The organism is Xanthomonas sp. CFBP 8152, from assembly GCF_014199025.1.
In the GTDB taxonomy this organism is placed as follows: domain Bacteria; phylum Pseudomonadota; class Gammaproteobacteria; order Xanthomonadales; family Xanthomonadaceae; genus Xanthomonas; species Xanthomonas arboricola_B.
In genome coordinates this window covers 1-25,078 of the sequence record NZ_JACHNO010000003.1, presented here as the reverse complement: position 1 = coordinate 25,078, position 25,078 = coordinate 1, and the positions used below count along the sequence as shown (strand labels likewise).

General features: G+C 67.1%; 26 protein-coding genes. 9 read left to right on the top strand and 17 right to left on the bottom strand.

The annotated features are described in order from the left end of the window. The first annotated feature begins 61 nt into the window (after window positions 1-61). Both FHT09_RS20305 and FHT09_RS11835 read left to right on the top strand, forming a co-directional pair. On the top strand, window positions 62-358 hold the full coding sequence (locus FHT09_RS20305) for a hypothetical protein (RefSeq protein ID WP_243849086.1): 297 nt from the start codon (window positions 62-64) through the stop codon (window positions 356-358). A gap of 176 nt (window positions 359-534) precedes the next feature. After that, window positions 535-1,677 (top strand): acyltransferase, encoded by a 1,143-nt coding sequence (locus FHT09_RS11835; protein WP_258077196.1) that lies wholly within the window; start codon window positions 535-537, stop codon window positions 1,675-1,677. Between the two features lie 186 nt (window positions 1,678-1,863). Here the strand turns inward: FHT09_RS11835 and FHT09_RS11830 are convergent, their stop codons facing one another. From FHT09_RS11830 to radC, 5 genes are all read right to left on the bottom strand, one after another. Further along, window positions 1,864-2,619, bottom strand: coding sequence for an SDR family NAD(P)-dependent oxidoreductase (locus FHT09_RS11830; protein ID WP_104605785.1), 756 nt, complete (start codon window positions 2,617-2,619; stop codon window positions 1,864-1,866). 39 nt (window positions 2,620-2,658) lie between these two features. Then, on the bottom strand, window positions 2,659-3,207 hold the full coding sequence (locus FHT09_RS11825) for a hypothetical protein (RefSeq protein ID WP_104605784.1): 549 nt from the start codon (window positions 3,205-3,207) through the stop codon (window positions 2,659-2,661). A 5-nt stretch (window positions 3,208-3,212) separates the two neighbouring features. Continuing rightward, entirely contained in the window at window positions 3,213-4,094 is an 882-nt protein-coding gene (locus FHT09_RS11820; protein ID WP_104605783.1) for an SPOR domain-containing protein, read from the bottom strand. 45 nt (window positions 4,095-4,139) lie between these two features. Further along, window positions 4,140-5,828, bottom strand: coding sequence for an arginine--tRNA ligase (argS, locus tag FHT09_RS11815; protein ID WP_104605782.1), 1,689 nt, complete (start codon window positions 5,826-5,828; stop codon window positions 4,140-4,142). Between the two features lie 83 nt (window positions 5,829-5,911). Beyond that, window positions 5,912-6,589, bottom strand: coding sequence for a DNA repair protein RadC (gene radC, locus FHT09_RS11810; protein WP_104537746.1), 678 nt, complete (start codon window positions 6,587-6,589; stop codon window positions 5,912-5,914). 96 nt (window positions 6,590-6,685) lie between these two features. On the opposite strand from radC, the gene coaBC reads away from it, so the two are divergent. The 3 genes from coaBC to FHT09_RS11795 are packed head-to-tail and all read left to right on the top strand — an operon-like array spanning window position 6,686 to window position 10,783. After that, entirely contained in the window at window positions 6,686-7,960 is a 1,275-nt protein-coding gene (gene coaBC / locus FHT09_RS11805) for a bifunctional phosphopantothenoylcysteine decarboxylase/phosphopantothenate--cysteine ligase CoaBC (RefSeq protein WP_104605780.1), read from the top strand. Then, complete coding sequence (gene dut, locus FHT09_RS11800; protein ID WP_016901966.1) at window positions 7,957-8,424, top strand: dUTP diphosphatase; 468 nt, start codon at window positions 7,957-7,959, stop codon at window positions 8,422-8,424. The genes coaBC and dut overlap by 4 nt, the downstream gene beginning before the upstream one ends. A gap of 13 nt (window positions 8,425-8,437) precedes the next feature. Beyond that, the gene (locus FHT09_RS11795; protein WP_104605778.1) at window positions 8,438-10,783 is read left to right on the top strand and encodes a phosphomannomutase/phosphoglucomutase; all 2,346 of its coding nucleotides are present in this window, start codon (window positions 8,438-8,440) and stop codon (window positions 10,781-10,783) included. A gap of 245 nt (window positions 10,784-11,028) precedes the next feature. Here the strand turns inward: FHT09_RS11795 and FHT09_RS11790 are convergent, their stop codons facing one another. The 10 genes from FHT09_RS11790 to pyrE all read right to left on the bottom strand — a co-directional run bounded on the left by FHT09_RS11790 (window position 11,029) and on the right by pyrE (window position 17,822). Beyond that, entirely contained in the window at window positions 11,029-11,562 is a 534-nt protein-coding gene (locus FHT09_RS11790) for a hypothetical protein (RefSeq protein WP_104605776.1), read from the bottom strand. 258 nt (window positions 11,563-11,820) lie between these two features. Next, window positions 11,821-12,162, bottom strand: coding sequence for a lipid-A-disaccharide synthase N-terminal domain-containing protein (locus FHT09_RS11785; RefSeq protein ID WP_039816706.1), 342 nt, complete (start codon window positions 12,160-12,162; stop codon window positions 11,821-11,823). Then, entirely contained in the window at window positions 12,162-12,884 is a 723-nt protein-coding gene (locus FHT09_RS11780) for a glycosyltransferase family 2 protein (RefSeq protein ID WP_047127516.1), read from the bottom strand. The genes FHT09_RS11785 and FHT09_RS11780 overlap by 1 nt, the downstream gene beginning before the upstream one ends. A gap of 88 nt (window positions 12,885-12,972) precedes the next feature. Further along, window positions 12,973-13,938: an SDR family NAD(P)-dependent oxidoreductase gene (locus tag FHT09_RS11775; RefSeq protein ID WP_104605774.1), complete on the bottom strand. Its 966-nt coding sequence runs from the start codon at window positions 13,936-13,938 to the stop codon at window positions 12,973-12,975. 87 nt (window positions 13,939-14,025) lie between these two features. Continuing rightward, on the bottom strand, window positions 14,026-14,247 hold the full coding sequence (locus tag FHT09_RS11770; RefSeq protein ID WP_181141277.1) for a hypothetical protein: 222 nt from the start codon (window positions 14,245-14,247) through the stop codon (window positions 14,026-14,028). A 43-nt stretch (window positions 14,248-14,290) separates the two neighbouring features. Then, window positions 14,291-14,599 (bottom strand): helix-hairpin-helix domain-containing protein, encoded by a 309-nt coding sequence (locus FHT09_RS11765; RefSeq protein ID WP_104537751.1) that lies wholly within the window; start codon window positions 14,597-14,599, stop codon window positions 14,291-14,293. A gap of 33 nt (window positions 14,600-14,632) precedes the next feature. Beyond that, window positions 14,633-15,562, bottom strand: a complete 930-nt coding sequence (locus tag FHT09_RS11760) for a ParB/RepB/Spo0J family partition protein (RefSeq protein WP_104537752.1) — start codon at window positions 15,560-15,562, stop codon at window positions 14,633-14,635. After that, window positions 15,562-16,359, bottom strand: coding sequence for an AAA family ATPase (locus FHT09_RS11755; RefSeq protein ID WP_104537753.1), 798 nt, complete (start codon window positions 16,357-16,359; stop codon window positions 15,562-15,564). Before FHT09_RS11755 ends, FHT09_RS11760 begins: the two co-directional genes overlap by 1 nt. Before the next feature lie 115 nt (window positions 16,360-16,474). Continuing rightward, window positions 16,475-17,140, bottom strand: coding sequence for a hypothetical protein (locus FHT09_RS11750; RefSeq protein WP_146096471.1), 666 nt, complete (start codon window positions 17,138-17,140; stop codon window positions 16,475-16,477). Between the two features lie 22 nt (window positions 17,141-17,162). Next, complete coding sequence (gene pyrE / locus FHT09_RS11745; protein ID WP_104537755.1) at window positions 17,163-17,822, bottom strand: orotate phosphoribosyltransferase; 660 nt, start codon at window positions 17,820-17,822, stop codon at window positions 17,163-17,165. Window positions 17,823-17,944: 122 nt separating this feature from the next. Between pyrE and FHT09_RS11740 the strand changes: the two genes are divergently transcribed. The 3 genes from FHT09_RS11740 to FHT09_RS11730 all read left to right on the top strand — a co-directional run bounded on the left by FHT09_RS11740 (window position 17,945) and on the right by FHT09_RS11730 (window position 20,409). Beyond that, entirely contained in the window at window positions 17,945-18,745 is an 801-nt protein-coding gene (locus FHT09_RS11740; protein ID WP_104605770.1) for an exodeoxyribonuclease III, read from the top strand. Further along, a complete protein-coding gene (locus tag FHT09_RS11735) occupies window positions 18,742-20,109 on the top strand; it encodes an MFS transporter (protein ID WP_104537757.1) in 1,368 nt (455 codons plus the stop codon). The genes FHT09_RS11740 and FHT09_RS11735 overlap by 4 nt, the downstream gene beginning before the upstream one ends. A gap of 72 nt (window positions 20,110-20,181) precedes the next feature. Then, window positions 20,182-20,409, top strand: a complete 228-nt coding sequence (locus FHT09_RS11730) for a hypothetical protein (RefSeq protein ID WP_104537758.1) — start codon at window positions 20,182-20,184, stop codon at window positions 20,407-20,409. Window positions 20,410-20,498: 89 nt separating this feature from the next. Here the strand turns inward: FHT09_RS11730 and FHT09_RS11725 are convergent, their stop codons facing one another. Both FHT09_RS11725 and FHT09_RS11720 read right to left on the bottom strand, forming a co-directional pair. Next, on the bottom strand, window positions 20,499-21,641 hold the full coding sequence (locus FHT09_RS11725) for an anhydro-N-acetylmuramic acid kinase (RefSeq protein ID WP_104537759.1): 1,143 nt from the start codon (window positions 21,639-21,641) through the stop codon (window positions 20,499-20,501). 278 nt (window positions 21,642-21,919) lie between these two features. Then, complete coding sequence (locus tag FHT09_RS11720; protein WP_104537760.1) at window positions 21,920-23,338, bottom strand: M23 family metallopeptidase; 1,419 nt, start codon at window positions 23,336-23,338, stop codon at window positions 21,920-21,922. A gap of 171 nt (window positions 23,339-23,509) precedes the next feature. Here FHT09_RS11720 and tyrS point away from each other — a divergent pair, with 171 nt between their 5' ends. Further along, window positions 23,510-24,721: a tyrosine--tRNA ligase gene (gene tyrS, locus FHT09_RS11715; RefSeq protein ID WP_104605861.1), complete on the top strand. Its 1,212-nt coding sequence runs from the start codon at window positions 23,510-23,512 to the stop codon at window positions 24,719-24,721. Window positions 24,722-25,078: the final 357 nt, after the last annotated feature.

The window sequence follows — 25,078 nt, the reverse complement described above, 5'->3', positions numbered from 1 at the left end:
CCTCAATCGAGGCCCTGACCGGGGTGCTCGACCGCCGGGCCGCGACCGGGGTTCGCGGCCGGTGTTCGACGACGGCCGCGCGCTGCTGGCGTTCGGGGCGTCCGAGGCGATGGCAGCCTATCTCAACGACACCGACCTTCCGGATGCGGTGTACGCCGAGTGCGACGTGAACCACGTCTACGCGGAACTGGATTGGCTGGTCGAAGGCCAGGGCAGGGTGATGAGCTGCTGGCAGGGTCCGTCGGAGACCGCGCTGTACCTGCATGGGCGATCGTTCGAGGCGATGCGCGAGGCGACCGCAGATTTTCTCGCGAGCTGTCCGCTGTGCGCGAAGGCGCGCTTGGTGCAGACGGCCTGACGCCGGGTTCGCCGTCCCCCTTCGAAGGGGGGGCAGCCGATTTGAAGGGCACCGCCGCCCTCGTCCGCTGTGGCGGGCCCTGGCCCGTCGCGGCCTGGATGCAGCAGCTCCGGCCCGCGGCGTTGCGCCAGATCTGCGGGTAAGATCGCTGGTGCCCCCTCGCGACCCTGCTGATCGTGTCCCCCCCACAACGCCTTCCCGGTCTCGACCTGCTGCGCAGCATCGCCATCGTCTGGGTGATGCTGTTCCATACCTATCTCATCGGCGACCTGGCCCCGGGCTGGACCTGGCTGTCGCGCTACGGCTGGATGGGCGTGGACCTGTTCTTCGTGCTGAGCGGCTTCCTGATCGGTACCCAGGTACTGACACCGCTGGCGCGCGGCGAACGCCTGCGCTTCGGCGACTTCTACCTGCGGCGCGCGTTGCGCATCCTGCCGGCGTTCTGGGTCATGCTGGCGCTGTACCTGTGGTGGCCGGCGATCCGCGAGGTGCCGCGGATGGAGCCGTGGTGGAAGTTCGTGTTCTTCCTGTTCAACGTCACCGCGGACTACCGCAATCCGGCGTTCTCGCAGATCTGGTCGCTGTGCGTGGAGGAGCACTTCTACCTGGTGTTCCCGCTGCTGGCGGTCGCCTGCGCCGGACGCCTGAGCGCGCGCGGCTTCGTGCGGCTGTGCCTGGCGCTCGTGGCCGCCGGCATGCTGCTGCGCTGCAGCGTCTGGATCCACGATGCGGCGGCGCAGGCGCGCGGGGCGATGGAACGCAACTGGTTCGTCGAGGACATCTACTACCCGACCTGGAACCGGCTCGACGGCCTGCTGGCCGGCATCATGCTCGCCGCCTTCAAGGTCCACCGGCCCCTGCACTGGGCGCGCCTGCAGCGGCATGCCGACGCCTGCGTGCTGGCGGGGCTTACGCTGCTGGCCGTTGCGCTGTGGCTGTTCCGCGAACGCACCGGGCTGAGCGGCAACGTGCTGGGTTGGCCCGTGCTGTCGGCGGCCCTGGCGCTGCTGGTGTTCGCCGCGGCCGGCAGGTCCAGCGTGATCGGCCGCCGCGCGCTGCCCGGCGTGGGCTGGATCGCGGCCGCCTCGTACAGCCTGTACCTGGTGCACAAGGCGGTGTTCCGCCTGGTCGAGCGCACCGCCGGGGACGCGCTTCAGGGCCATCCGCTGCTGGCGTTCTGCGCCTATGCGCTGGCGACCCTGCTGGCCGGGGCATTGCTGCACTACGCCGTGGAGCGGCCGTGCCTGCGCCTGCGCGGGCGGCTGCTGCGTGCGGCCCCGGGGCCGCGACGCGTGCCCCTGGACCGGGCCGCCGGTTAGCGGCGACGTGGGCGTTGCCGAGCGCCGGCGCGGGTGGAAGCGGCGATGCCGGCCCGGGCACCTGCCCCCGGGCTCAGCCCCGAGGGCTTGCGCAGGACCAGGGCTTTGCCTGGCGACACCGGGGCCGCGACTTCCACTGCAGCCCCACCTGCCGGCGCGCGTCAGCGGCCGGCAACGGTCGGCGTGTCAGGCGGGCCGGCGAGCGACCTGGAAGCCGGCGAACGACTGGCTCACCGGCATCAGCTCCAGCCGGTTGATGTTGAGGTGTGGCGGCAGCGTGGCGACGTGGAAGATCTGCTCGGCGATGTCTTCGGCGGTCATCGGCTCGGCGCCGCCGTAGAGCGTGTCCGAGGCCTGCTGGTTGCCACCGGTGCGCACCAGGGTGAACTCGGTCTCGGCCATGCCCGGCTCGATCGAGGTGACGCGCACGCCGGTGCCATGCAGGTCCGAGCGCAGCCCCAGCGAGAACTGGCGTACGAACGCCTTGGTGCCGCCGTAGACGTTGCCGCCGGTATACGGGTAGGTGGCCGCGACCGAGCTGATGTTGAGGATGGCGCCGCGGCGCTCGATCAGGGTGGGCAGCAGCCGGTGCGTCAGCGTCACCAGTGCGGTCACGTTGGTGTCGATCATCTGCCGCCACTGCGCCAGGTCGGCCTGCTGCGCCGGGGCGGTGCCCAGCGCCAGGCCGGCGTTGTTGACCAGCACATCGATGTCGGCGAAGTCGGCCGGCAGCGCGTCGATCGCCGCCGACAAGGCCTGCGCATCGCGCATGTCGAAGGCGGCGGTATGCACCTGACCGGCGGGCAGTTCGGCAGCCAAGGCATCCAGGCGCTCGGCGCGGCGACCGGTGGCGATGACTTTCCAGCCGGCGGCGGCAAAACGGCGCACGGCAGCGCTGCCGAATCCGGAAGTGGCACCGGTGATCAGAACAGTCTTGGACATGGGGATAACTCCTGCGAACAAGGGGATGAGGCGAAGGGGTCAGGGTGTGGTGGCAGGACCAGGTGTGTTGGCCTGGGCGCGAAGCGCGCGCAACCCTGCCTCACTGAGCGGCTCGCGCGTCACTACGCGGCCGTGTCGCACCTGCAGGAGCAAATACGGTGCTTCTGCGGCGCCGGGTGCGGTGTCGCCGGTGCTCGCGGCGGTTGGCAGGGCGATCACCAGCTCGCCATCGATCCAATCCGCGGCCACCGGGGCGGTCCGTCCGGGAAACAGCACATCGAGGGGCAATGCCGGCGGCGCGGTGTCGCAGGCGCCGATGACGACGCGATCCAGCAATACCTGCGCCTGCTCCACGCGCCAATCGGCCCGATAGCCACGCCAGTTTGCACTGCAACTGCCCAGCGCCTGCCGCGCACGCGTCACGAAACGTTGCCAGGTGGCCTGGTCGTCCAGCACCGGCGCCAACGGCTCGGCCAGCAGTGCCGCGTCCTGCCCGTCGATCCGGATGCGGTCGGGGATCTGCTCGGTGGCGTGCACCGCGCCGATCAGTCCCCACCACAACCACAGGCCGGCGGCGCGCTGCAGCACTGCGGCTACTGCGCCTTGATCGCAATGGCGGGCAAGCCGCTACCGGTCAGTTTCTGCTTGGCTTCGGCCAGTTCGCCGGCGCTGCCGTACGGCCCCATGCGCACGCGGTAAACGGTTTTGCCGCTGATGTCGGCCGATTCGACGCGTGCGGCCAGGCCCATCATCGCCAGCTTGGCCTTGGTCGATTCGGCATCCCCGGAGGCGCCGAACGAGCCGGCCTGCAGGATGTAGCGGGTGTTGTCCGTCACTGCGGCGGGGGATGCCGGCGTGGCAGCTGCTGCTGCCGCAGTCGGCTTCGGCGCAGCCGTTGCAGCTGGCGTGGTGAGCGCCGCAGTGCTGGCCGGCGCCGGCGTGGCGGCCGGACGCGTTGGGGCGGCCTCCGCCAACGGCTTCGGCGCGCTGGCTGCAGTTCCGTTCAACGGAACCGGCACGCTGGCCGCCGGCGTGGCTGCCGCCACGCTCGCAGCCGGCGCAGGCGCGACCGGCTTGCCTTCCAGCGCTGCGCGCGCACGTGCGGCTTCTTCGGCGCGCGCACTGGCTGCCAGTTCGGCATCGGACATCTGCACTTCCTTGCCGGGCAGCAAGGTATAGAAGTCGTACTGGGTTTGCGCATCGCCGGGCTTGGCTTGCGGTTTGGGCGGTTGCGCGCTGGGCTTGGGGAGCTCGGCCGGCGTATCCACGTCGGCATCGGCCACCGGTTCGGGCTGCGCGTCGGGGTTGGCGCGCGGGCCTACGCGCAGGAAGCCGTCGCCGTCCTTCTTGAACAGGTTGGGCGCGGCCAGAAAGATCACTGCCGCAATCGCAGCGCCCGCCACCAACCACACCCAACCAGGGGTGCCATTGCTGGTATTGCGTCGCGCCTGACTCTTACCGCGTCGTGCTGCCATCTACCACTTCTCCGAATCACGTCGTTGCGGGCCATGCGGCCCGGCTTACATCTTTTCTGGGGCGCTGACGCCAAGCAGTTCCAGGCCGTTGGCGAGTACCTGCTGCGTGGCGACGGCGAGGGTGAGCTTGGCGTCGCGCTCTGCGGCATCGTCCACCAGCAGTTTGGTGTTGTGATACCACGTGTGGAAGGCGTGCGCCAATTCACGCAGGTATTGCGCGATCTGGTACGGCTCCAGCGTCTGCCCGGCGATTTCCACCACCTCCGCATAGCGCGACAGCTCGACCATGACGTTGAGCGAGTGCTCGTCGTCCAGGCGCGCCAGCTCGGCCAGTCCATGCGCCTGCTCGTACTTGTAGCCCTTCTCCTGCGCCTGCCGCAGCACGCTGCAGACGCGGGCATGCGCGTACTGCACGTAGAACACCGGGTTGTCGTTGCTCTGCTGACGCGCCAGGTCGATGTCGAAGGTGAGCTGCGAGTCGGGCTTGCGCGCGATCAGGAACCAGCGCACCGCATCGGCGCTGGTTTCTTCGATCAGATCGCGCAGGGTGACGTAGCTGCCGGCACGCTTGGACAGTTTCACTTCCTCGCCGCCGCGCATCACCGTGACCATCTGGTGCAGCACGTACTCCGGCCAGCCTTGCGGGATGCCCAGTTCCAGCGCCTGCAGGCCGGCGCGCACGCGCGTCAGCGAGCCGTGGTGATCGGCCCCCAGTTCGGTGATCGCGCGCTCGTAGCCGCGCTGCCACTTGGTCAGGTGATAGGCCACGTCCGGCACGAAGTAGGTGTAGGTGCCGTCGGACTTGCGCATCACCCGGTCCTTGTCGTCGCCGAAGTCGGTGGACTTCAACCACAACGCGCCGCCTTCCTCGTAGGTATGGCCGGAGGCGATCAGCTTCTGCACCGCCTCTTCGACCTTGCCGTCCTTGTACAGCGAGCTTTCGAGGAAATAGATATCGAAATCGACGCGGAACGCGGCCAGGTCGTGGTTCTGCTCGTTGCGCAGATAGGCCACGGCAAAGCGACGGATCGCGTCGAAATCGGCAGGGTCCTTGCCTCCGGTGACCAGATGGCCTTCCAGGTCGACGGTGTCGCCGGCCAGGTAGGCGTTGGCCACATCGGCGATGTAGTCGCCGCGGTAGCCATTCTCCGGCCAGCCGTCGCTGTCGGGGATGAGCCCTTGCGCGCGCGCCTGCACCGACAAGGCCAGGTTCTCGATCTGCACGCCGGCATCGTTGTAGTAGAACTCGCGCTTGACGTTCCAGCCGTTGGCATCGAGCACGCGCGCCAGGCTGTCGCCGATCGCCGCTGCGCGGCCGTGGCCGACGTGCAGCGGGCCGGTCGGGTTGGCCGAGACGTATTCCACGCCCACCGAGCGGCCATTGCCGGCCAGCCCGCGACCGTAGTCGTGGCCCTGCTTGAGCACATGCGCCACTTCGCGTTGGTAGGCGGTGGGGGCGAGATGGAAGTTGATGAAGCCCGGGCCGGCGATCTCCACCCTGGCCACGTCGTCGCTGGCCGGCAATGCGGCGACCAGCGCCTGGGCCAGCGCGCGCGGATTGCTGCGCGCCGGCTTGGCCAGCAGCATCGCGGCATTGGTGGCGAAGTCGCCGTGCTCGCGCGTCTTGGGTCGCTCGACCACGAAATCCGGCGGCAGGGTGTCGGCAGGCAGGGTGCCGTTGGCGCGCAAGGCTTCAATGCCTTGGCCGATCAATGCGCGGAGTTGGGCTTTCACGTGGGATCTGCTTGGAACGAAACCACCGATTTTACCCGACCGCGCGCCCCGCGGTCGGGCCGATGGTTCAGGTCACCACCTTGTCATCCCAGCCAGCCGCGCTCGGCCAGCGAGACCGGACGCCCGTCGCCGATCACGAAGTGGTCCAGCAGGCGGATATCCACCAGCTCCAAGGCATCCAGCAGACGCCGGGTGACCGCGTGGTCGGCCTCGGACGGTTCCCGATTGCCAGACGGATGGTTGTGCCCGACGATCACCGCCGCGGCATTGTGCAGTAGCGCCCGCCGCACCACTTCGCGTGGATGGATGTCGGCCCCGTCGATGGTGCCGGTGAACAGTTCCTCGAAGGCGATGGCGTGATGGCGGGTATCCAGGTACAGCGCCGCGAACACTTCGTAGGAGCGGGCACGCAGCCGTTGCGAAAAGTAACGGCCGACGCTGGGCGGGTCGCTGAGCGCGTCGCCGCGTTCCAGTGCGCTCAGCAGGTGGCGGTGCGACAGCTCCAGCGCCGCACTGAGCTTGCAGGCCGAGGCCGGACCCAGGCCGGGCAGGCGCGCCAGGGCGGGTGCCGTGCGATCCAGCAGTACGCGCAGCGGGCCGTGGCGAAGCAGCAGGTCGCGCCCGGTCTGGACGGCGTCCTGGCCGCGCAGGCCGGAGCCGACAAAGATCGCCAACAGCTCGGCATCGGACAGGGCAGGGGCCCCGCGCGCCAGAAGTTTCTCGCGCGGGCGTTCGTGGGTGGGCCAGTCGTGAATGTGCATATGGCGAGATTGCCGGTGCTCATCGCTCACGCCTATCAGACCGGACGGGGGCATCGGCTAATCTAGTTGTCCTTGTAACCGTAGGACGACTCCGACGTGATCGGCTCCACTCAGGCCCGCCCCTTGGACGGACAGCGCTTGCTGCTGTGCGTCGGCGGAGGCATTGCCGCTTACAAATCGCTCGAACTGGTCCGTCGCCTGCGCGACGCCGGTGCGCAGGTGCAGGTCGCCATGACCGGCGGCGCGCAACAATTCGTTACCCCGCTCAGCTTCCAGGCGCTGTCCGGGCAGCCCACCCGCACCACGTTGTGGGACAGTGCCGCCGAGCAGGCGATGGGACATATCGAACTGGCGCGCTGGGCCGATCAGGTGATCGTCGCCCCGGCCACGGCCGACCTGCTGGCGCGTCTGGCGCATGGTCTGGCCGATGACCTGGTCAGCACGCTGTGCCTGGCCACCACTGCGCCGCTGACCGTGGCCCCGGCAATGAACCACCGCATGTGGCTGCACCCGGCCACGCAGGCGAATATGGCGAGCCTGTCGGCACGCGGCGTGCGCGTGGTCGGTCCCGATGACGGCCCGCTGGCCGAAGGCGAGTCCGGCCCCGGTCGGCTGGCCGAGCCGGCGGCGATCATCGCCGCCCTGGTCGGCGGTGCCGGTGCTGTCAGTGCCATGCTGCTCGCCTCCAAGAGTGCTGCTGCGCCTGCGTTCGTGCCCAGCAGCGCGCAACTGGACGGCCTGCGCATCGTAATCAGTGCAGGCCCCACCTTCGAGGACCTGGACCCGGTGCGCTACGTGGGCAACCGTAGCAGCGGCAAGATGGGCTATGCCCTGGCCGCTGCCGCCGCCAGCCAGGGTGCCGACGTGGTGCTGGTCAGCGGTCCGGTGCACCAGACCACTCCGGCCGGCGTCCGGCGGATCGACGTGCGCTCGGCTGCGCAGATGCGCGATGCGGTGCTGGACGCGTTCCCGGCCGACATCTACATCGGTGCCGCTGCAGTGGCCGACTACACCCCCAAGCGGGTGGTCGCGCAGAAGATCAAGAAGACCGGCGAGACGCTGACCCTGGAACTGGTGCGCACGCCGGACATCCTGGCCGAGGTCGCCGCGCAGACCGGCGCGCTGAAGCTGGTGGTCGGTTTTGCCGCCGAAACGCACGACGTGGAGCATTACGCGCGTGGCAAGCTGGCCGCCAAACGGCTGGACCTGATCATCGCCAACCAGGTGGGGATCGAAGGCGGCGGCTTCGAAAGCGACAACAACGCCGCCACCGCCTATTGGCAGGGCGGCGAGCGCGTCTTCCCCAGCAGCAGCAAGACCGAACTGGCCGACCAGCTGTTGGCCCTGATCGCGGAGAGATTGCAGGCATGAGCACCCCGACCCAGTCCCTGCAGGTGAAGCTGCTCGACCCGCGCTTCGGCGACCTGTGGCCGCTGCCGGCCTACGCCACCGACGCCAGCGCAGGCATGGACCTGCGCGCCGCGCTGGAAGCGCCAATGACGCTGGAGCCCGGCGATGCGGCGCTGATTCCCAGCGGCATTGCGATCCATCTGGCCGACCCGCAGCTGTGCGCAGTGATCCTGCCGCGCTCGGGCCTGGGCCATCGCCACGGCATCGTGCTCGGCAATGGCACCGGGCTCATCGATGCCGATTACCAGGGGCCGCTGCTGATCAGCACCTGGAATCGCGGCCGTGAGGCCTTCACCATCGAGCCGGGCGACCGCATCGCACAGTTGGTGATCCTGCCGATCGTGCGCGTGGGCTTGCAAGTGGTGGATACTTTCGTCGACAGCGCGCGGGGAGCGGGTGGATTCGGCCACACCGGCGTGCGCTGACGGGGGGCGTCACATGAGCAAGGCGAACGAGCGCAGGCAGTCGATGTCCAGCGTGCGTACGAGTGGTCCGGTGTTGGGGGCGGCGTTATTGCTGCTGGCCGCCTGGTTCGGCTGGAGCAGCTACGCGCAATGGCGCCAGGATGCGGTTGCGCAGGACTTGGAACGGGCGCGCGACCGCGCCGTGCAGGACGTCAGCCAGGCCATGACCCAACAGGCCAGCCAGCTCGATGCCATGCTCAAGCAGCCGCAGGTCATCGCCGCGCTGGCCAATGGCGACGCGCTGGCCGCCGCCTCGATCATCCGCGAGCGCTTCAAGGGCGCCGAGGATGTGCAGGTCTTGTCCGGCGATCTCACCGCCGCCTACGACAATCCCGGGGACTTCGGCTACGCGCGGCTGAGCCTGCTCGAGTCGGCACTCTTGGCCGAGCGTGCGCAGGTGCACGTGGTGCGCGATGTCAAGCAGGTCCGTCTCGGTGTGGCGGCAGCAGTACGACTGGGCGCACAGCCAGCGGTGGCGTATGCGCGCCTGCCGCTGTTGCGCCTGACCGGCCCGCTGGATGCGATCGCAGTGCCCGGCAGCGCGTACCTGGCCTTGCGCCAGGGCAGCTACAACGTCGCCCAGCAAGGCGATGCGGTGCTGGCCGATGCTGCCGAAACCCTGGCCAGGCCATTGGGTGACAGCGGCCTGCGTGTGGCCGCCGCGGTGCCGCAACGCGATGACGGCCCGTTGGGTCTGGGCGCCGTTGGCTGCGCCATCGTGGCCGCGCTGCTGCTCGTCATCGCGGTGCTGTTGGTACTGGCCAGCCGTGGCCGCGTCGCCTTGCCGCGCCGCCGCGTGGCCGGCGAGTCGATCGCCGACGAACCGACCTTCAGCCAGAGCCTGCAGCACGACGCCAGTGTCGCCAGCCAAGCGCGCGCGCTGGACACAGATGCGCCGGCCGCGCCGTCGGCGCTGGTGCCGGCCGTGCAGGTCGCCACCGAGATGTTCCGCGCTTACGACATCCGTGGCGTGGTCGGCAAGGACCTCAACCCCGGCGTCGCCGCGTTGATCGGCCAGGCCATCGGCAGCGTGATGCAGGCGCAGGGCCTGCGCGAGGTGGTGGTCGGCCGCGATGGACGGCTGTCGGGCCCGGAACTTGCCAACGGCCTGATCGACGGCCTGCGCCGCGCCGGCTGCCAGGTGATCGATATCGGCCTGGCGCCCACCCCGGTGGTGTACTTCGGGGCCTACGAACTGCGCGCCGGCAGCTGCGTGGCGGTCACCGGCAGCCACAATCCGCCCGACTACAACGGCTTCAAGATCGTGATCGGTGGCGAGACCCTGTCGGGGGCGGCGATCGCCGAACTGCACCAGCGCATCAACGAAGGCCGCCTGCACACCGCGGCAGCGCCTGGCGATGTGGAACAGCGCGACATCAGCGATGCCTACATCCAGCGCATCGCCGACGACGTGCAGCTGGACCGCCCGATCAAGGTGGTGGTGGATGCCGGCAACGGCGTGGCCGGCGATATCGCGCCGCGCCTGCTGGAAGCCATCGGCGCCGAGGTCATTCCGTTGTACTGCGAGATCGACGGCACCTTCCCCAATCATCATCCCGACCCGAGCGAGCCGCACAACCTCGACGATCTGGTGAAGATGGTGCAGCGCTTCGATGCCGATATCGGCGTGGCCTTCGATGGCGATGCCGATCGTCTGGGCGTGGTCACCAAGCAAGGCGCGATGGTGTTCCCGGACCGTTTGCTGATGCTGTTCGCCGCCGATGTGCTGCAGCGCAATCCCGGCGCGTTGGTGATCTACGACGTCAAGTGCACCGGCAAACTGTCCGACTACGTGCTGCGCAATGGCGGCAGCCCGTTGATGTGGAAGACCGGGCATTCGCTGATCAAGGCCAAGATGCGCGAGACCGACGCCGAACTGGCTGGCGAGATGAGCGGGCACTTCTTCTTCAAGGAGCGCTGGTACGGTTTCGATGATGGTATCTATGCGGCCGCACGCCTGCTGGAAATCCTGGCCCAGCGCGAGCAGACCCCGTCCGAGGTGTTGGACGCCTTGCCCGAAAGCGTGTCCACGCCGGAAATCAAGGTGCCGGTAGACGGCGATGCGCATGCACTGGTCGCGCGCTTTGTCGAACGTGCGCAGGCTGGCGAGGAATCGCCGTTCGAATCGGCCCGGCTGTCGACGATCGACGGGCTGCGCGCGGACTTCGCCGACGGTTGGGGTCTGGTGCGTGCTTCCAACACCACGCCGATCCTGGTGCTGCGCTTCGAGGCCGACACCGAAGCCGCATTGCAGCGGATTCGCGGGTTGTTCCGCAGCCAGTTGCAGGCCCTGCTGCCGGACCATCCGCTGGAGTTTTGATCGACCGGTGCGCACCGGTCGACTGCTCTGCCGGCATGCCGGCAGAGCAGATCGTGGCGCCGTAGTTGCCGCCCACACCGTGTTCGACGCTGGCAGAGAGACGATCATCGCAACGTGCAGCCCGCCGTGACCGAGGTTAGACGTCGCCCGAACAGACGCCGCTTGGACAGATATCGCGCGAAGCTGACAGGCGACGACGCGCATCTGTACGTCTGACTCGCGCCGGTCAGACGCCAGTGATCACGTCACCTGCCTTCCAGACCCGGCATGCGTGCGCGATCATCCGGCACAGGAATCGCGGCGCCGTGTGCAGCGTTGTCGTGCAACAGCCAGACCGCATCCCAGTAAGGATATCCACCGATCTGCGCGGCCAGCCCTGCACGTAGTGGCAACGCCACCAGCGAGCGCGCGAACTGTCGATGGTCGTCATCCAGCGCAAGCGCTGACGCCTGCATCTGCGGCTGCCACACCGTCCCGCCACGGCCGCGCGCGCGATTGATCGCCTCGGCCGCCGCTTGTCGCGCAACGGCAGCCAGTTGCAGCAGCGCGGCCTTTCCCGGTGCCTGCAACAGCGCACACCAACTGTCCGGCAGCAGCACCCAGCACAGCAACTGCGCACCCTGCCAACGACCGGCCGCTGCGAGGCTGGCCGCGGCTGCCCGCGCGCAACGCCAGTCGGCAAACAGGGGTACCTGCTGATGCGTGTATAGCCGCAGGTGCCAATGCACCGCAATCGGCGCCGACTCGGACAACGGACGATGGAGGAGCGCGCTGGACATAGGCACAGCATGCCGATGAGCAAACAGCCGCGGCGTCGGCCACGCGCCTCATCCCGGGTCGGTGACCATCGCATCGCGACGTACGGAAAAACGCATCGTCCCCCAGCTATCGGGCGCCTGGCGTTATCCACCGCAAAACAGAGCCGTGCAGCCTGCTCCATCAGCTCAGCTACGCAGCCAGCATCGCCTCAAAGCCCGGAAACGTGGAGCAGGAGTGCCGCACTTGCGACTCCCCAATCCCGACTCCCCAATCGCCGCTCAATGCACCGCCCGATCCCGCTTCCAGCCGCGATGCTTCACATCCAGATACAGGCTGTAGAACGCGGTAAACGCCGGAAACAGGTTTTGCAGTACGCCCACCGAATCCTGCTTGGCCGAGAACACGAAGTAGCTCAGCGTCATCAGGCTGCCGACCACGCTCATGTACCAGAACATGCGCGGGATCACCGGCTTGCCGGCGCGCTTGGAGGCGACAAACTGCACCAGCCAGCGGCCCCCGAACATCAGTGCGCCCACATAGCCGATCAGCTTCCAGCCGGTGACATGCAGGCCGGTCCAGTACAGCCAGGTCAGCGGTTGGTCCAGCCAATGCAGTTCCATCAGCGCTCCTGCACCACGGTGCGCTTGCTGCGGGTGATCAACCACGCCACGCCGCGCAGGTCGCGGATGCCGACCAGCGCGCGATTGAGGTTGTTGTACTTGGACACGCCGGCGGTGCGATGACGGTGATGCACCGGCACGCTCACCGTGCGCCAGCCGGCGCGCTGCATCAACGCCGGCAGATAGCGATGCATATGATCGAAGTAGGGCAGATCCAGAAACGCCTCGCGCTCGAACAGCTTGATGCCGCAGCCGGTATCGGGGGTGTTGTCGTGCAGCATGCGCGCACGGATCGCATTGGCCCACTTGCTGGCCCAGCGCTTGGACCCCGAATCCTGGCGATTGACCCGCCAGCCGGCGAACAGCTTCACCTGCGCCTCGGCGCTGGCGCGTGCGGTCAGCAGTTTGGGAATGTCGGCCGGATCGTTCTGGCCGTCGCCATCGAGCGTGGCGATCCAGCTCGCGCGGGCGGCCTTGACGCCGTTGCGTACCGCCGTGCTCTGGCCGCTCTGGGTCACGTGGTGCAGCACGCGCAGTTCCGGCGTGGTGCTCTTCAGGCCTTGCAGCACCGCCAGGGTGTCGTCGCGGGAGTGGTCGTCGACATAGACGATCTCGAACGCCACCAGCCCGCGCAAGGCGGCGACGATTTCGCCGACCAGCGCGGCGACGTTATCGCGCTCATTGAACACCGGGACGACAACGGAAAGCTGAGGGTGGCTCATGGATTCGTGGTGGCCAGATGAAGGCGGAGCGAAAAGATCGCGCATTGTGCCCTGACTGTCTGAGTCAGGCATGAAGCGAACGTGTGCCCTAGGCGCGATCGCCAAAATAACTGCGGCACCAGTCCACCACCTGCGGCAGGCCGCGCTCGACCGGGGTGGCCGGCTCGAAGCCAAAGGCGGCGCGCGCGCGCTGCGTATCGGCCATGGTGCGGACCATGTCGCCCGGCTGCATCGGCCGGTAGACCTTCTCGGCCGGGCGCCCGGCCGCCTGGGCGATCACGTCGATGAAGTACTCCAGCTCCACCGGGGTGTGGTTGCCCAGGTTGAACACCCGGTGCGGCACCGGCTCGCTGCCGGGCGTGTCCAGCGCGCCCAGCACGCCGGCCACGATGTCGTCGACGAAGGTGAAATCGCGCTGCATCCTGCCGTGGTTGAAGACCTCGATCGGCCGCCCCGCCAGCACCGCGCGGCTGAAGATCAGCGGCGCCATGTCTGGCCGGCCCCACGGCCCGTACACGGTGAAAAACCGTAGCCCGGTCGCGCGCAGGCCGTACAGCTGCGCATAGGTATAGCCCATCAATTCGTTGGCGGCCTTGGTCGCCGCATACAGCGAGCGCGGCTGGTCCACGCGCTGGTCCTCGGAAAACGGCGGGGTGGCCGAATCGCCGTATACCGAACTGCTCGACGCATACACCAGATGCTGCACGCCGCGGTGCCGGCACAGTTCGAGCATGTTGACGAAGCCGACCAGGTTGCTGTCGACGTAGGCGGACGGATTTTCCAGCGAGTAACGCACCCCGGCCTGCGCGGCCAGGTGCACCACGCGCGTGGGCCGGATCTCGTCGAACAGCGCAGCCAGGCCGTCGCGGTCGGTCAGATCCAGTGTGCGGATATCGATACCCGGGCACAGCGCCGCCACCCGGTCGCGCTTGAGCTGCGGGTCGTAATAGCTGTTGTAGTTGTCCAGGCCCACCACCGACTCACCGCGCGCAGCCAGCGCGCGGCAGGTGTAGGCCCCGATGAAACCGGCGGCGCCGGTGACGAGAATGGTCATTGCAGTGGTCCTGGAGATATCGGAAGCCGGCGAGCAGGCAGGCGGCGCTCAGAACAGTCCGAAGCGCTTTTGGCGACGTCGACGCGATCAAACGCCATGATGTCCCCCAATCCCTTTCGCCACGTCCAGAGGTATGGCGTCGGAGACGATTTTGTGCGGAACTGCCAAGATCGGCCCCAGATGCTGCTCGATATGTGCGCTGATCTGCTCGATGCAGTCACCGCCGTGTGCCGGCTCGAATTGCTTTTCCTGCGCATGCAGCAGCAGCGTGCTGCCGCCCGGGCTGATCTGGTCGTCTTCACTGCTCATGGGTTGCTCCGGTTGATGGCAGCGCCTGATCACGTGCGCGCACTCACCCCAGACTGAGCGGTGCTTCGCTGGCCAGCGTTGCCTTGCGTTCGGCGCTGAACGCCCACCATGGCCGCGGCGCCTCGCCTTGCATGAAGCGCGTGATCGACAGGAACACGTCGATCACGCAGGGGTCGTGCAGCACGCCGGTGCGCAGGCACAGCTGCGCATACATGTCGTAGGCATCGCGACCGCGCAACTGCGCGGCAACCCGGATGCCGATCCGCTGCAGATCCTTTTCGCAGGCCGGCCCCACGTTCGGCAGGTCGGTCAGACGCAGCAGGTGCTTGCGATCGACCTTGGCGGGATTCATTGCCGGGGATGCTCCTGGTGCGTGCACACAGGCTCAGCTGCGCTGCAGGCGCAGGCGTTCGAGCACGCCGTCCAGCGTGTCCAGGTCGGTGTAGTGGATCACCAGCTTGCCCTTGCCGCCGCGGCCGTGGTTGAACACCACCTTGGTGCCCAGCGATTCGGACAGTTCGGTTTCCAGCGAGGCGATATCGGCCTGCGGCGCGGCGGCGGCCGGCTTGCCCTTGCGCAATGCGCCGGGCACCTTGCCGGCGGCGAACTGCTGCGCACGGTGTTCGACCTCGCGTACCGACCAGCCCTGGTCGGCCGCTTCCTGCGCCAGCTTGCTGGCCAGCTCCGGCGCCAGGGTGAGCAGCGCACGCGCATGGCCCATTTCCAGACGGCGGGTTTCCAGCAGCACGCGGATCGCCACCGGCAATTCCAGCAGCCGCAGCAGGTTGGACACCGACGCACGCGAGCGGCCCACCGCACCGGCGGCCTCGGCGTGGGTCAGCGAAAATTCGTCGATCAGGCGCTGCAGCGCCTGCGCTTCTTCCAGCGGGTTGAGGTCTTCGCGCTGGATGTTCTCGATCAGCGCCATCGCGATGACGGTGCGGTCGTCCAGCTCGCGCACCACCACCGGAACCTCGCTCAGCCCGGCCAGCTGCGAGGCGCGCCAGCGACGCTCGCCGGCCACGATCTCGAACTGCCCCGGCGCCAGCTCGCGCGCCACGATCGGCTGGATCACCCCCTGCGCCTTGATCGACTCCGCCAGCTCGGCCAGCTTGACCTCGTCCATCTCCTTGCGCGGCTGGTACTTGCCCGGCTGCAACTGGGTAACCGGCAACTGGCGCAGGCTGTCGCCCGGCTGCAATGCTTCCTCGCTGTTTGCGCTGGGCGCCGCTGCGGCGGCCGCGCCCTTCGGCCCTAGCAGCGCTTCCAGGCCACGGCCCAGACCGCGCTTCTTTGCGGGGATCGGCTTGTTCATCAGACGGTCTCCACGGGCCGGTAGGCCTTGTTGCGGTCGTTCTGGCGGCGCACGATTTCGCCGGCCAGCCCCAGGTAGGCCACGCCACCGCGCGAGGTGCGGTCGTAACCGACGATGCTCTGGCCATGGCTGGGCGCCTCGGCCAGGCGCACGTTGCGCGGCACGATGGTACGGAACACCTTGTCGCCGAAATGCTCGGTCAGCTCGGCCGACACCGCGTTGGCCAGGTTGTTGCGGATGTCGAACATCGTGCGCAGCACGCCTTCGATTTCCAGCGCCGGATTGAGGTTTGCGCGCAACGCCTCAATGGTTTCCAGCAGCGCGGTCAGTCCTTCCAGCGCGTAATACTCGCACTGCATCGGCACGATGATCGAGTCGGCCGCGGTCAGGGCATTGAGCGTCAGCAGCGACAACGCCGGCGGGCAGTCGATCAGGATGAAGTCGTACTCATCGCGGATCGGCGCCAGGGCGCGCTTGAGCCGCTGCTCGCGCTCGTCCTGATCCATCAGCTGGATCTCGGCAGCGGTCAGGTCGATGTTGCCCGGCAGCAGGTCGAAGCCTTCCGGTGCGGTGACCCGGATTTCGGCGGCGGTGTTTTCGCCCAGCAACAGGTCGCAGGTCGAGGCGGCCACATCGCGCTTGTCGATGCCGCTCCCCATGGTGGCGTTGCCCTGCGAGTCCAGATCCACCAGCAGCACACGCTTGGGCGCGCGCGCCAGGCCGGCCGCCAGATTGACCGCAGTCGTGGTCTTGCCGACGCCGCCTTTCTGGTTGGCAATGGCGATGATCCGGGCCATGCGGGAGAGCCTCGTGGGCAGGGAGTAGGACCGGCCATTATGCGGGCAGGGCGTCGGATCGGGAAATGCCGCACGCGGCGGTGCGCCGCACGGGCCGGAATGACGGCTGCGCCGGTCAGCCGGTGGGCGCCGCGCCGGCCGGCGGCTCCTTCATCGCCCGGTAGCGCTGCAGGATGTCGGCGATCTCGCCGTCCAGCGCCACCCGCTGCTGCTCGAAGCTGGTCTGCAGACGCAATTGCGCCATCAGCTCGCGATGACGTTGCTGGATGTCGGCGGCCAGCTTGTCGGCCACCGCCTGGCCGGCCAGCTCGCGGTCGCCGGCGCTGCGTAGCATGCTGGCCAGCCCTTCGCGCAGGCTGGTCACGTTGAAGCGCGCGGTGTGGATGTTGTTGTCGACGATGGCGATGCGCTCGTTGAAGACCCGGCGCAGGTCGTCCTCGCTCTGGTAGGACATCAACATCGCCTGGTCGGTGCGCTGGCGCATCTGCTCGGCGGCAAGATCGGCCTGGCGTTGCTGCTCGCTGGCTGCGGCGGCGGCGCGCTCGTCGCTGCTCATGGCGCGCTGCACCTCGGCGCTGCGCAGGCCGCTCTTGGCGTTGAATTCGTCACGCGCCTGATTGACCGCCTCCGGCGGCAGCGTATCGCTGCACACCCGGGCGGCGTTCTGGTTCCAGCAATACAGCTTCTTGGCGGCCGGCTTGTCCTGCGCGATGGCAGGCGCGGCGGCCGCGGCTGCCGCAACGGCGGCGAGTAACGCCAAACGGATGTGTCTCGGCATCATTGCACCCCCCTGTCGCCTGCCGTCAGCCCGTGGTGCCGGTGCCGTAGCGGCCACGATAGGCCAGCAGCGGTTCCCGGAAGCCCACAAGGTCGGCGTTTCCTGCCGCAAAAGCAAGCAGGTCGCCCAGATTGGCCACCGCGATCACCGGGATGCCGGCCTCGGCCGCCACCGCCTGCGCAGCCGACCGACGATCCTGCTCGGAAGCGATCTCCTGCCGGTCCAGCGCCACCACGATCCCGGACGGAATGCCGCCGGCACCCCGGATGATGCCCAGCGCCTCGCGGATCGCGGTGCCGGCGGTGATCACGTCGTCGACGATCAGCACCTTGCGCCCCTCAAGCGGCGCGCCGATCAGGCTGCCGCCCTCGCCATGGTCCTTGGCTTCCTTGCGGTTGAACGCCAGCGGCAGATCGCGCCCGCGCCCGGCGTAGGCGCAGGCCAGCGCGGTCGCCAGCGGAATGCCCTTGTAGGCCGGCCCGAACAGCAGATCGAACTCCACCCCGGCCGCATCGATCGCATCGGCGTAGCACTGCGCCAGCTGCGCGGTCTTGGCGCCCGAATCGAAGCGTCCGGCATTGAAGAAATACGGGCTGAGCCGCCCGGACTTGAGCGTGAACTCGCCAAAGCGCAAGGCATCGGCGCCCAGGGCCAGCTGCAGGAAGCGGGTGCGGTGGTCGGTCATGGCAACGGGAGTGGGGAGTGGAGAATCGGGAATGGTAAACGCATCGCGCCTCGGCAACCTTCGCAGCTGCGCTGGGGTAGGCTTTACGATTCCCCATTCCCAACTCCCCATTCCCGGCCCTTATGCGCATCATCAGTTTCAACGCCAACGGCCTGCGCTCGGCCGTCACCAAGGGTTTCTTCGAGTGGTTTGCCGACCAGGACGCCGACGTGCTCTGCGTGCAGGAAACCAAGGCCCAGGAGCATCAGCTGGCCGGCCCCGAGTTCCTGCCCACCGGCTACAAGGCCTGGTTCCGCGACGCCAGCACCAAGAAGGGCTACAGCGGCGTGGCCATCTACAGCAGGCGCGAACCCGATGACGTGCGCACCGCGCTGGGCTGGCCGGAGTTCGACGAGGAGGGCCGCTATGTCGAAGCGCGCTTCGGCAACCTGAGCGTGGTGTCCTTCTATATCCCGTCCGGCTCCTCGGGCGAGTTGCGCCAGGGCTACAAGTTCCAGGTGATGGAATGGCTGCGGCCGATCCTGGAGCAGTGGCTGGCCAGCGGCCGGCAGTACGTGCTGTGCGGCGACTGGAACATCGTGCGCTCGGCGCTGGACATCAAGAACTGGAAATCCAACCAGAAGAATTCCGGCTGCCTGCCGCCCGAGCGCGACTGGCTGAACGGCCTGTGCGCCGATGCGCTGGAAGACGCCAGCGCCGCCAGCGGCCGCGGCTGGGTCGATACCTACCGCGTACTGCATCCCCAGGGCCAGGACTACACCTGGTGGAGCAACCGCGGCGCGGCGCGCACCAACAATGTCGGTTGGCGCATCGACTACCAACTGGTCACCCCCGGCCTGCGCGACAAGGTGAAGGCCTGCTCCATCTACCGCGAGCAGCGCTTCTCCGACCACGCGCCGTACCTCGTGGATTACGCCGAGTGAGTCAGGTCACCAAGCCACGTCGGCGCTGGCAGCAAGTACTGACTAACCTGCGCCAGCGCAAAGTGCTGGCGATGCTGCTGCTGGGCTTCAGTTCCGGTCTGCCGTTGTATCTGGTTGGCAACACGCTCGGCTTCTGGATGCGCAAGCAAGGCATCGAGCTGGACACGATCGGTTTCCTGTCCTGGGTAGGCCTGGCTTACACCATGAAGTTCTTATGGGCACCGATTGTCGACAAGACGGACGTGCCGCTGCTGGGCCGATTGGGACGCCGCCGCGGCTGGATGCTGCTATCGCAGGCGGTCGTGGCGACGGGCCTGGTTGGCATGGCGCTGGTCCAGCCCAAGGGCGGCCAGATACTGGTGATGGGCGTCGCCTGGGAACACTTGGTGGTGTTCGGCGTAATGGCGGTGGTGGTTGCCTTTGCCTCCGCTACCCAGGACATCGTCATCGACGCGTGGCGCATTGAAAGTGCCGACAATAGTGAGCAACTCGGCCTGCTGACCTCTGCGTCGGCACTAGGCTATCGCTCGGCCCTGTTAGTCACCGATGCGCTGATCCTGATCATCGCCGCACGCGTCGGCTGGCAAGTGTCGTATGAAGTCATGGCAGCGCTGATGGTGCTGGGTGTGATCGCCGTAACGATGGCAGGTGAGCCGGCTCGCGAAGTCATCGCCGTACAAACGCAGGCTGCGTCGCTATGGACGCCGCGGGGGCTGTTCGACGCCATCGCCGGGCCCTTTCTCGCCTTCATTCGTGAGCACCGCAGTGGCGCAATCCTGATCCTGGTAGCCATCAGCGTCTATCGCATGGCCGATTTCGTGATGGGGCCGATGGCCAACCCATTCTACGTCGACCTCGGCTTGTCCGAGGATACCGTCGGTGCCATCCGTGGCTCGGTGGGTCTGGTTGCCACGTTCGTCGGCATTGCAGCGGCCGGTCTGGTCTCGGTGCGTTGGGGAGTGCTTGCGACCTTGATGGCTGGTGCAGTATTGGGTCCCTGTTCGAATCTGGCATTTGCATGGCTGGCCTATGTCGGGCCGGACACAAGCAAATTTGCAGTGGCGATGGCAATCGATAACTTCGCCAACGGCTTTGCCGGAACCGCGCTGATCGCCTACATGTCCAGCCTCACGAGTTTTGGCTATACCGCAACTCAGTACGCTTTACTGAGCTCGTTCTATGCCATGCCGGGCAAGGCGCTGAAAGGCTTCTCGGGCTGGTCGGTCCAGGCATTGTCACAGGGACGAACCCTGCTGGAAGGGTATGCCTTGTTCTTCGTCGGGACAGCGCTGGTTGCGATCCCCGTAGTGATCCTGTGCGGGATGCTTATCCTGCAGCAGCGCCGGCACACTGCCGCAGCTTGACGGTTGCAGGTGGCCCAGGCGCTGCGGGATGATCATCCAACGCGCCGGGAACCTTGCGAATAGGGAGTAGGCATGACCGATCTGGTGTTGCGGGACATCGATCCATTGCTGGTGGACAGGATCCGTCGCATCTCCGTCGCACGCGGCTGGACCCAGCACCAGACCGTGATGCATCTGCTCGAACAGGGCCTGTTCGCCAGCGAATACGAAGTCACCGGCGGCCTGCAACACCCGGAAGTCGATGCCCTGGCCGAAGCGATTGCCGCGCTCAAGGCGCTACCGGCAGGAAATGGTCCGTAGCACTGAAAACGGTCGGCCAGCGCTTCGCGTGCGAATCCATTAGGCGCGAGGATGTTACGAATGCGGATGATCGAGCCGATCCAGGCCGCTCACGCCGGATGGATCGCTCCCAGCAACCGCGCCCCGGCCGCCCCGGTTACCGACGGTAGATTGGCTGCACGGCCTGCGAGCAGCTCCGCGGCCAACCACGCAAACCCCATTGCTTCCAGATAGTCCGGATCCAGCCCATGCCGCGCGCTGGATTCCACCACCACGCCCGGCAATCGCGCCGCCAGTCGTGCCATCAACACCGGATTGCGCACCCCGCCACCGCACACCAGCACCCGGCGGGTATCGGGCTGCAGCCGCAGCAACGCGTCGGCGACGCTGGCCGCGGTCAGTTCGAGCAGGGTTGCCTGTACATCGGCCGCGCACAGCGCCACGTCTCCCAGCGACCGCATCGCCTGCATCGCCCAGTCCAGATGGAATTGCTCGCGTCCGGTGCTCTTGGGCGGCGCCAGCGCAAACCACGGGTCGGCCAGCAATGCCTGCAGCAGCGCCGTATCGACTCGCCCGCTGGCGGCAAACGCGCCATCGGCATCGAACGACGTGCCTTGATGCCGCTGGCACCAGCTGTCCAGCAACGCATTGGCCGGGCCGGTATCGAAGCCCCGCACCGCGCCATCGCGCGGGATCAGCGTCAGGTTGCCGATGCCGCCCAGATTGAGCATCGCGCGGTCTTCGTCGCCCGCGCCCAGCATGGCCAGATGGAAGGCCGGCATCAGCGGCGCGCCCTGACCGCCGGCGGCCACATCGCGCCGGCGGAAATCGGCTACCGTGGTGATGCCGGTGTGCTCGGCGATCCGGCTGGCATCGCCGATCTGCCAGGTGAAGGCCGGATCGGCCTTGGGTCGATGCCGAATGGTCTGTCCGTGCGAACCGATTGCGCGAACCTGCGCACGCGCGATGCCGCTGTCGCGGATCAGTTGATTGGCCGCGGACGCAAACGCCAGCCCCACCTGCGCATCCAGTTGCCCGAGCGCATCGATGGCGATCAGCTCGGCGCCCTGGCCCAGCATCACCAGCGTTTCGCGCAGCTGCGGCTCCCAGGCCACCGTCGTGCCGGCAACCAGTTCGCAGCGGCGATGGCTGTCGTCGGCGAAGCGCACCAGCGCGGCATCGATGCCATCGGCGCTGGTGCCCGACATCAGGCCAAGGTAGAGCGGGGATTCCAGGTGTTCCGGAGCAGGCATGCCAGAGCCAGTTGCCAGTGGTCGTGCAGCTTGTGCAGCCAGGGTGGGAGAGTCAACCGGCCCTGCACGCATCGCGGTTGAATGATCGACGATGCGCTCGCCAGGCAAGCGCTCCATTCACGGTGCCGACTGTCGTCTCGGCACCACGGCTTCCACTCGCCGCTGGCAGGAATCCTGCGCCAGCGGCGGCGACGCGTAAGCTAAATACCGCTTCGCGAACCGGTGCACAGCCGTCCGATCGGCGAGCGCCAGGCCGGCGGCGAGTCAGCCGCACCCACTCAACCGCGTGGCTTGCCCTTGGCAGGCTTGCCGGCGTCGGCGTAGATCAACTTCTCCATGCCTTCGATACGCGCCAGCGCCGGCGCCGTCTGCGCGCGGAACGCGGCCAGCTCGGCGCCCTGCAATGGCTCGGGCGGCGGCATGGTCACCGACATCGGGTTGCGCTGCTGCCCGGCGACGCGGAACTCGTAGTGCAGATGCGGGCCGGTCGCCAGGCCGGTCATGCCGACATAGCCGATCACCGTTCCCTGGTTGATGCGCTGGCCGGCCTTGATCTTCCCGAAGCGCGACATGTGCCCGTACAGCGTGCTGAAGTTCTTGCCGTGGTCCAGGACCACCACATTGCCGTAGCCGCGCTGGGTCCCAACGAACACCACCCGCGCGTCACCAGCGGCCATGATCGGCGTGCCCGACGCTGCCGCGTAGTCCACACCCTTGTGCATGCGCATCGTGCCCAGCACCGGATGCTTGCGTGCGCCAAAGGTCGAGCTGATGCGGCTGTAAGCCACCGGCATCCGGATGAAGCTCTTCTTCAACGGCCGGCCGGTGATGTCGAAATACTCGGCCGGCTTGCCGGCACGCTCGAAGCGGAAACCGGTGTAGGTCTTGCCGCCGGTGGTAAAGGTCGCCGCCAGGATGTCGCCGGTATTGATCCGCTCGCCTTCGCGCCAGGTCTCGTCCATCACCACGCTGAAACGATCGCCCGGCTGCAGATCCTTGTCGAAGTCGATGTCGTACTTGAAGATCTCGTCGGTCATGGTCGCCACCGCCGCCGGCGACAACCCCGACTTGCCGGCCGAGGCGTACAGGGAGCTACTGATTTCCCCGCTTGCCACCACCGTGCGCGTGGTCGTGGCCCGCTCGGTGACGTTCTCGCGCACGCTGTCGCCCAGCAGGCGCAACTCCACACGGTGGCTGTCGTCGCGGTCGAAGCGCAATGCGCGCAGCTCGCCCGGCGTGGGCATATCGAAGGCGAGCTCGGCGCCAGGACGCAGCTTGGTCAGCGCCTCCTTGGTGCCCGGATGCGCCAGCACCTGGTACATCACCGTGGTCGGGATTCCCAACTCGCCGAACAAGGTGCTCAGCGTCTGCCCTGATTTGACCTGCAGAATTTCCCAGTCGGTGCTCGGCGCCAGCTGCTTGCGGCTCGGAACCAACGGCGGCAGCGGCAGGGCCAGCGTGGAATGACTGGACAGCGGGGTATCGATGGCATTGGAGAAGCCCGGCACGATCGTGGCCACCAGTGCACCAATGGTCGCGAACAGGCTCGCATGGATCCAATGACGGCGCGTCCATTGGTCGTTGAAGGCCGCCGGAAGATGCGCCTTGAGCTTGCGATGCAGGGCAGTGTCGTGGAGGACGTGGAGGCGCTCGTGAAAGCGCTGCTTGCGTGCACGGCCCTGCTCTGAATTCTGCATCGTTCAAATTCCTCGCTGGCTCGAAGTACGAGCCCAATCGCCGGTACCATAGACAGCCTGTAACAGCGCGTCAAACCATTGAGCCTGTTCGCTTATTTTCATTTGGCGCGGAATTAACCTGCGTTTAACATCGTTCACGTTGTTGACGGCAAAAGCCGCTGGAGTTTGTGGTTGGCCACTCTCGAAGAATCCCTCGCACTCATCGGTCGCGGCACCGAGGAGATCCTCAAGCTCGATCAGCTCGAAGCGCGGCTGAAATCAGGCGTGCCATTGCGGGTGAAGGCGGGGTTCGATCCCACCGCGCCGGATCTGCATCTGGGCCACACCGTCCTGCTCAACAAGATGCGGCAATTCCAGCAGCTCGGGCACCAGGTGATCTTCCTGATCGGTGACTTCACCGGCATGATCGGCGACCCGAGCGGCAAGAACGTCACCCGCAAGCCGCTCAGCCGCGACGATGTGCTGGCCAACGCGCGCACCTACGAGGAGCAGGTCTTCAAGATTCTGGACCGCGAACGCACCGAAGTGCGCTTCAACTCCGAGTGGTTCGGCCAGATGAGCGCGGCGGACATGATCAAGCTGTCCGCGCAGCACACGGTGGCACGCATGCTCGAGCGCGACGACTTCGCCAAGCGCTTCAACGGCCAGCAGCCGATCGCCATCCACGAGTTCCTGTATCCGCTGGTCCAGGGCTACGATTCGGTCGCGTTGAAGGCGGACGTCGAACTGGGCGGTACCGATCAGAAGTTCAACCTGTTGATGGGGCGTGGCCTGCAGGAGCACTACGGCCAAGCGCCGCAGGTCGTGTTGACCATGCCGCTGCTGGAAGGCCTGGACGGCGTGGCCAAGATGTCCAAGTCGCTGGGCAACTACATCGGCATCAACGAGCCGGCCATCGACATCGTCACCAAGACCATGAAGATCGGCGACGAGCTGACCTGGCGCTGGATCGATCTGCTGTCTTTCGACATCAGCGTGGCCGAAGCAGAGCGCCTGAAGGCGCAGGTCGCCTCAGGTGAACTGCACCCGCGCGAGGTCAAATTGCGGCTGGCGCGCGAACTCACCGCGCGTTTCCACGACGCTGCTACTGCAGAGCAGGCCATCGCCGGCTGGCACGCGGTAGTGACAGGGCAGGGCGACACCAGCCTATTGCCGCTGCAGGAGGTCGCTGTACCCGCCGAAGGTCTGCGCATCGCAGGCCTGCTTACCGCAGCCGGCCTGACGCCGAGTAATTCGGAAGCTACGCGCAAGCTCAAGGAGAGGGCGGTCAAGATCGATGGTGAAGTGGTCGAAGATCCAGCGCGCCAATTCGGGCCAGGTTTTGAAGGTGTCATCCAGGTGGGTAAACGCAATTTCGCCCGCGTGGCGCTGATCAGCGGCTGAGCTGCCGCAGGGTTGCTGCACGGCGGCAAGTTCCCCTGTGCGATGACATCTATATAGAGGCGCGCAACGTCTGAATCGGATCGGCGGCTTGCCGTGGTGCACTGTAAGGACATGCCACTGCGGCCGAGAAGAAAATCGTGAAAATTTTTTCACAAAACCCTTCCCAAACTCTTCGGTTGGGCCTATAGTTCGCCTCCCCCGACGCAACGGCCCCGCAAACGCGGAACCAGAGCGGAAAGGGTTCGAAAATTCCCTGATTTAGGGTGTTGACGAAACGAAAAAGCCGGCTATGATGGGCGGCTCGCTACACGGAAAGACGCTACGGCGGATTGAGGTGCAGCGGCGGCAACTTCCTCT